6 protein-coding genes are annotated in these 7,503 nt (G+C 48.1%); 3 read left to right on the top strand and 3 right to left on the bottom strand.

Annotated features, from left to right (window positions below; translation table 11 throughout):
- Window positions 1-1,151, bottom strand: a 1,151-nt coding sequence (locus tag VIM87_RS17300; RefSeq protein WP_331998211.1) for a PmoA family protein, incomplete at its 3' end; no start/stop codon positions are given.
- Between the two features lie 131 nt (window positions 1,152-1,282).
- On the opposite strand from VIM87_RS17300, the gene VIM87_RS17295 reads away from it, so the two are divergent.
- On the top strand, window positions 1,283-1,552 hold the full coding sequence (locus VIM87_RS17295; RefSeq protein ID WP_331998210.1) for a hypothetical protein: 270 nt from the start codon (window positions 1,283-1,285) through the stop codon (window positions 1,550-1,552).
- A 90-nt stretch (window positions 1,553-1,642) separates the two neighbouring features.
- Here VIM87_RS17295 and VIM87_RS17290 read toward each other — a convergent pair whose 3' ends face one another.
- Window positions 1,643-2,662 carry a dipeptide epimerase gene (locus VIM87_RS17290; RefSeq protein ID WP_331998209.1) on the bottom strand — a complete coding sequence of 340 codons (1,020 nt, stop codon included), beginning with the start codon at window positions 2,660-2,662 and terminating at the stop codon, window positions 1,643-1,645.
- A gap of 239 nt (window positions 2,663-2,901) precedes the next feature.
- Window positions 2,902-4,809, bottom strand: coding sequence for a molecular chaperone DnaK (dnaK, locus tag VIM87_RS17285; protein WP_331998208.1), 1,908 nt, complete (start codon window positions 4,807-4,809; stop codon window positions 2,902-2,904).
- Between the two features lie 197 nt (window positions 4,810-5,006).
- On the opposite strand from dnaK, the gene VIM87_RS17280 reads away from it, so the two are divergent.
- Both VIM87_RS17280 and VIM87_RS17275 read left to right on the top strand, forming a co-directional pair.
- The gene (locus VIM87_RS17280; protein WP_331998207.1) at window positions 5,007-6,371 is read left to right on the top strand and encodes an OmpA family protein; all 1,365 of its coding nucleotides are present in this window, start codon (window positions 5,007-5,009) and stop codon (window positions 6,369-6,371) included.
- Between the two features lie 224 nt (window positions 6,372-6,595).
- Window positions 6,596-7,162 carry a porin family protein gene (locus tag VIM87_RS17275; protein ID WP_331998206.1) on the top strand — a complete coding sequence of 189 codons (567 nt, stop codon included), beginning with the start codon at window positions 6,596-6,598 and terminating at the stop codon, window positions 7,160-7,162.
- Window positions 7,163-7,503 lie beyond the last annotated feature (341 nt).

Raw genomic sequence — 7,503 nt, 5'->3', positions numbered from 1 at the left:
GTATATTCCTTACCGTAAGTAAGCAGCCAGGGCTTCATTTTGGTGGGGCTAAAGTTCACGAACAGCTCCCCTCTTTCCATATTCTCACCCCATACGCGAACAGGTTCCGGTGAGTCATAGTTGGATGGATAAGAAAGCACCAGCATGCCGGCACGTCCCTTACTGGTTTCACCGGTTACTTTGATCCAGCGGGCACGGGTGCTGTCTGCATCCTTACGGGTGCGGCCTTCAGAGGTAAGCACCTGGCTGGTAGCGGTGGTCCACTCGGGGGTAGCGCGGAAGCCAAAGCCGCCACCATAGCGGTACTGCAGCAGCAATAAAGGGCTTTGACCTGCACAGCTGTAAACAGATGTCATATCCCATACACGGCGGCTGCCGCCTGCCAATGCAGGATAGGTACGTATATCCCACACTTCGTTTAACGCTACTTTTTCCGCACCGCCGGTTTTCAATACCACATGCTCCTGCAGCGCTTTAAAACCTCCCCACACCGGGCCCTGTGTTTTGGAAAGAAAGCCGGTGAACCTTACAGTGCCCTGCTTCTCTTTCAGGTTCCAGAAATCTACCTGCTTGCCTTCAAATTCAGTATGTGTCCAGGGATTCCAGATGCCTACATGGTGCCAGTGATCTTTGGGATGAATGTTTGTAAGCACCGCTCCGTTAGGCGCCCATAAGGGATGAATGAACCCGCTGCGTTTATAGGCGCTGTCAATACCGGCAGGCGGATACACCATGGCGTAATTGTATTGTAAAATAGGCTGGCTGCCTTCCTGCAGGCGGATGGTGCCTTCCTGGTCAATAGCTTCTATAGTAGATTTAAAGTTCCAGTGGGCATCTCCCTGCTGCAATTCAAATATGCGTTGGGTATTGGGTGCGCTGGTACCGGAAAGGATCCACCACAGGCGGCGCTGGTAACCTGCTTCTATTTGAAAAGGTACATTAATGCGCTGCGTACCTTTAATTTCTACGAGTGTAAAGAGGCTGTCGGCCACCGCAGTTATATCATCCAGCGTAATGGATACGGGCGTATGATCGCGTTTATACTTGCCTGCATCAACTACAATACGGGCAATGGTTTGAGCCTGGGTTGTCATCATAAGACCGGAAAATACAACAGTGAACAGTATAATGTAAGCAGATAGTTTTTTCATACGTGGGTGTTTGTGCCAGGTCAATGGTTAACGGTAGTGTTTAATCGACGTTCATTAAAAATAGATAATCCCAGCCGCCTAAGCAAGTATAAAATTTGTAACTTAGCACGAGATCCATATCTCCATCATACATGAAAGTACCACCTTCACCTAAACATCCTACCGGTCCGTTACAATTAACAGGCAAACTGGAGCTCCGTACTTTCTATGCTAATACCAAACGCAGTTTTACAGGCATTTACCTGGTGTCAGACATCGGCACATTCCTGATACGGCCTGCCAAACAGCCGGTAACCGGCATTAATCCGCTGCAACCTTTATTGGGCAAGATGATCACAGCCACCGGTCAGATAAAGCATGAAGTATTCCTGGCAGAGCAGCTGACAGTGGTGGAAGAATAATTAATAATGAAGAATGAATAATTAATAATCATGGTCACCGGCATTTCAACGGAAAAAAATTTCTCCGCGCACAACTTTATTAATTATTAATTATTCATTATTAATTAAAAGCGCGCCCGTACCAGGCCGGTCTGCATAAATAATACGGCCGTCTATGATCTTTACGCCGGTAGCAGTATCAGCAGCCAGTAACAGCGGGCCGTCCATATCCACATAATCCAGGTAGGGCAACAGGTGGGCAACGGCAGAAGTGCCAACCGTACTTTCATTCATACTGCCTGTCATTACCTGCATGCCTACACGCTTGGCTTCTGCGATCATGCGGCGGGCCGGTGTAATACCCCCACACTTGGTAAGTTTAATATTAATACCGTGAAAGTGGCCATGGCATTTAGCTACGTCTGTCTCCACAATACAGCTTTCATCTGCAATAATGGGCAGGGCCGATTGTGCAAACACTTCTTTCATGCCCTCCCAGTCTGCGGCGGGCATGGGTTGCTCAATAAACTCTACTCCCAGCGCTTTAAAGGCAGCGGCGTTCCGTAAGGTTTCCGCTACGCCCCAGGCGCAGTTGGCATCTACACGGAAAATAGCATCTGTATGTTTGCGGAGCTCTTTAATGATGGTAATATCATCGGGGGTACCCAGCTTTATTTTATAAATAGGCCAGGGAAATTCCTGCAGCTTGCGCACCATGTTCTCTACCGTGTCTATACCAATGGTGTAGTCTGTAAGCGGGTTATGGGAAATATCCAGCCCCCATACTTCATATAACTTTTTACCCAGCTTTTTGGCGTACAGGTCGTGCGCAGCAAGGTCCAGGGCGCAAAGGGCAAACATATTATCCCTGAACAGGGGATACAGCTGCTCCCAGAAAGCTTCCGGGGTATCCAGCTGGTGAGCTTCAATAAGGCTGCGGTGCGCATTAATGGAATCCATGAGCATGGGCACCGTTATATTATAGTAGCTGTTATCTGCTGTTTCACCCAGGCCGCTGTAACCATCCTGCAGCAGCTCCACTACCAGTAATGGCTGTACGTCTTTTGATTTACGGGAAATAGTGAAGGTGTGCCGGAATTTGAGTTCAAAAGGATATAACTTGAGTTGCATGGCCCCTAAAATTAAGCAAAAAGCTGAAAGCAGAAAGCAAAAAGCCAGGGGATGCTGAATGCTTAACGCAGGGCGCTGCGGCATAACTATATGGAGGTTAGTCTAAACCCAACGTTATAAATCGCAACAATCAGCTTTCTGCTTTATGCTTTCAGCTTTTACCCTAAAAAAAAAGCCGACCGTCACAAAATCGCAACGATCGGCTTTCTGCTTTATCCTTTATGCTTTTAGCTTCTATTCTACTTCACTTCTTCAAACTCTGCATCTGTTACGCCACCCTGGCCACCGGCATTATCCTGGGCCTGCGGTTGAGGTTCTTCAGCGCCACCATTGGCCTGTGCACCCTGCGTAGCTTTGTACATTTCTTCAGAAGCAGCGGTCCAGGCGGCATTCAGCTCTGCCACACCGGCATCGATCTGTGCTATATCCTGGCTTTTCTGCGCTTCTCTCAGCTTGTTCAGAGCAGTTTCAATTGTACCTTTCTTGTCAGCCGGCAGCTTATCACCATATTCCTTCAGCTGTTTTTCTGTCTGGAACACCAAGCTATCGGCCTGGTTGATCTTCTCAACCTTTTCACGCTGCTCCTTATCGGATGCTTCGTTGGCTTTAGCTTCAGCCTTCATCTTTTCTATTTCCTCTTTGCTTAAGCCGCTGCCAGCTTCGATACGGATGTTCTGGGTTTTGCCCGTTCCTTTATCTTTTGCTGTTACGTGCAGGATACCGTTGGCATCAATATCAAAGATCACTTCGATCTGGGGTACACCACGCGGCGCCGGCGGAATATCGCCTAAGATAAAGCGGCCCAGTGTACGGTTCTGGTTAGCCATCGGCCTTTCACCCTGCAGTACATGTATTTCTACACTCGGTTGGCTGTCTGCAGCAGTAGAGAAGGTTTCAGATTTCTTGCTGGGAATGGTAGTGTTGGATTCTATCAGCTTGGTGAATACACCGCCCATGGTTTCAATACCCAGTGACAGCGGGGTTACATCCAGCAACAGCACATCTTTTACTTCACCGGTCAGTACACCACCCTGGATAGCAGCACCAATGGCTACCACCTCATCCGGGTTCACACCCCTGTTCGGTTTTTTACCAAAGAACTTTTCTACTACTTCCTGTATTTTCGGAATACGGGTAGAACCACCTACCAATATTACTTCATCAATTTCTCCTGTGCTTAAACCAGCGTCCTGGATAGCTTTGCGGCAAGGTTCCAGTGTTCTTTCCACCAGTTTATCGCTCAGCTGCTCAAACTTGGCGCGGCTCAGCTTTTTCACCAGGTGTTTGGGTACGCCATCCACTGCGGTGATGTAAGGCAGGTTGATCTCTGTTTCTGAAGAAGAGGACAGCTCGATCTTTGCCTTTTCAGCAGCTTCTTTCAAACGCTGCCATGCCATTGGATCCTTGTGCAGGTCTACGGCTTCATCTTTCTTAAATTCTTCTGCCAGCCAGTCCATGATCACTTTATCGAAGTCGTCACCACCTAAGTGGGTATCACCGTTGGTAGATTTTACTTCAAATACGCCGTCGCCCAGCTCCAGGATGGAGATATCAAATGTACCACCCCCTAAGTCAAACACAGCGATCTTGCTGTCATGGTGTTTTTTATCCAGGCCGTAAGCCAGTGCTGCTGCAGTAGGCTCGTTAATGATACGGCGTACATTCAAACCTGCAATTTCACCGGCTTCTTTGGTTGCCTGGCGTTGTGCATCGTTAAAGTAAGCCGGTACGGTGATTACCGCTTCGTTCACTTCCTGGCCTAAATAATCTTCGGCCGTTTTCTTCATTTTTTGCAGGATCATGGCAGATATTTCCTGCGGCGTGTATAACCTGCCATCTATATCTATACGGGTGGTATTATTATCGCCCTTGGCCACCTTATAGCTCCAGTGCGGTATTTCCTGGTTTACTTCGTCGTAATGACGGCCCATGAAACGCTTCACTGACATAATGGTGTTTACCGGGTTGGTAATAGCCTGGCGTTTAGCCGGATCACCCACTTTTCTTTCTCCATTCTTTAAAAAGGCCACTACGGAAGGGGTTGTCCGGCGCCCTTCGTCGTTGGCTATAACTACCGGCTCGTTACCTTCCATTACGGCAACGCATGAGTTGGTAGTTCCTAAGTCGATACCTATTATTTTTCCCATAATATTTAAGATTCTCCTTTAGTTGTAGATTGATTGTGTGTTTGCCTATGGTTTGTCAATGATTATGCCAAGCGAAATTATATGCAAATATGTCAGTCACTGAACCCCGGATGATATTATTTGTTATGAAAAGCAGTAACCCATGCTAACTGACGGACTGGACCATATTATGTCACTTACTAACTAACCTTCCATTTATGAAAACAACCTTCATCTTTCGGGCCACCTGCATTATACTGGCCCTGGCTGCGCCACTCATCACCCTGGCGCAAACAAATACCCCCGCGGGCAGCACTACATCCGGAGGTATCTTTAACGGTACAAAAGATTACAAAACTTTTTCCATTGGAGTGAATGGCGGCCTGCTGGCGCCTGTATCGCCCACCGGCGGCAGTAATGATTTTACAAAATGGAAAGCCTCTGCGGGGTATGGGGCTTATGTCAAATGGCAGATCTTACACGCGCTGGGCATAAGGGCGGACTATATTGGCGGCAAGCTAAAGGGCGACAACACCAAGGAACTGGGCAATGGCAAGATGCCGAACCGGCCCATTGAATCTTTTGAAACTTCATTAAAATGGTCGGCCGCTTTAAGCGCAGTAGTGAATGTGGCCACTATTAACTGGCTGTATAAACAGAACTTTGTACAGATCTATGTTTCAGCCGGCGGCGGTTTAGCGGGGTATAGCCCTAAGATAACTCCCGCTAATGGTACTGAAAAAGAATACAAACCAAACGGCTCTATTAAAGAGCTGATCATTCCTGTAGGGGCAGGGCTTAAATTCAAGTTATCGGATATGGTGAACCTGGACCTGGGCTATACCATACACTTCCTGGACGGGGATAACCTGGATGGCTTTAATTATGGCCCTAACCACGATAAATATTCCTATGGGTACGCCGGCCTGGAATTTAGCCTGGGCCCAACCCACAAGCCACAGCTTACCTGGAATAACCCTGCCAAGGTAATGTATGATGACCTGGCAGCGCAGAAGGCAGCCCTGCAAACGGAGTTGGAAAGCAGCCGCAGCGCCAATGCCCGCCTGAGTGCAGATGTTGATAAATTACTGAAAGACAGTGACGGGGATGGCGTATCCGACTTCTTTGATAAATGCCCCGGCACTGCACAAGGAACCAAGGTAGACGGCGGCGGTTGCGACCTGCCTAAGGATACCACCCCCAGGGTCACCAAAGTGGTGCAACAGATCACGGAAGACGACCGCAGGCTGGTGCGTGAAGCCATCCAGAACCTGGAGTTTGAAACCGGTAAAGCCAGTATTAAACCCCGGTCGTACCCCTCCCTGGACCGCGTGGCAGAACTGCTGAACACCAAAGGGTTCAGCCTGAAGCTGGCCGGCCATACGGATAACGTAGGTACAGATGCCAAGAACATGGTCCTTTCCAAGGACCGGGCAGAATCTGTAAAACAATACCTGGTAAGCAAAGGCGCTAATCCTTCACGGATAGAGGCTACCGGCTATGGCGAAACCCAGCCTATTGCCAGCAATAAAACTGCTGCCGGCAGACAGAAGAACAGGCGCGTGGAATTTACGCTGTATTAAGCGTTATGCGCTTTTACCCTAAGTGTTATGCGCTTTTAATACCAGCTGCATACGCTTTTACCCGCAGTAGCACTGCCATTACTATACAACAGCCGGGGAGTTCTGACAGAACTTCCCGGCTATTTTTCAGGTGGCAACATTTTGTGGCAGTAAGTGTTTCCCTCCTGCCCTAACCGCAAACCGGCATATAATTTGCCCAAAAGGCACAACTATCTTTATATATTATGAAAAAACTTATCCTATCGATGCTCCTGGCGGCTTCCGCCGTTTTAACTGTACAGGCACAAAAAATTCACATTGGCGCTAAAGGCGGTTTAAACATTGCAAATCTGACAGAAATTGACGATTCCAAGGCCCGGGTATCCGGTCATGTTGGCGGTTTTGTAAATATCCGCTTTCATCAATGGGCCCTGCAGCCGGAACTGTATTTTTCCGGGCAGGGGGCAAAATATAAAGTGCCCATCACGAATGCCGACCGTACGCTGGCGCTCAACTACATTAACATGCCGGTAATGTTCCAGTACTACATTATCCCGCAGTTCTACCTGGAAGCAGGCCCGCAATTGAGCCTGCTGGTAAGCGCCCATGACAAAGGCGGCAATTTATCTGTGGATACAAAGGACCTGTATAACAGTGCAGACATCAGTGCCGGTATTGGCCTGGGCGTAAAGCTGCCTTTCCATTTTGGTGTATATGGCCGCTATAACTTTGGTATTACAGATATTTATGATAGCGCTATTGACAGCCGTAACTCCGTTGGGCAGATAGGCGTGTCGTATACATTCTTTTAGTCGATGGCCGGCGGGTCCATGGTCCATAGTCGATGGTCCATAGCCTGCTTCATAAGGCTATTAACACATGAAAGTCATAAATTTCGAACAGGCAGTAGAAGAACTACTGCCTGTTCGCGTTTAACAACCCTCTTGTTAAAGCCTATGGACCATCGTCCATGGACCATGGACTTTTTTTATACCTTTGCTGCTACTTTGCATTAACAGTTTTCCAAATGAGTGTTGTACAAACCATCAGATCAGCAGCAGCCACCGCTATTAAGGAGCTTTATAAACAGGATATACCCGTTGCCGATATTGCCATTAATGTTACCAAGCCCGAATTTGAGGGGGAATATACC

Source organism: Chitinophaga sp., assembly GCF_036569125.1.
Classification (GTDB): Bacteria; Bacteroidota; Bacteroidia; order Chitinophagales; family Chitinophagaceae; genus Chitinophaga.
Note: the sequence above shows the minus strand (reverse complement) of the source record. Positions and strands in the feature narration are given on the sequence as shown.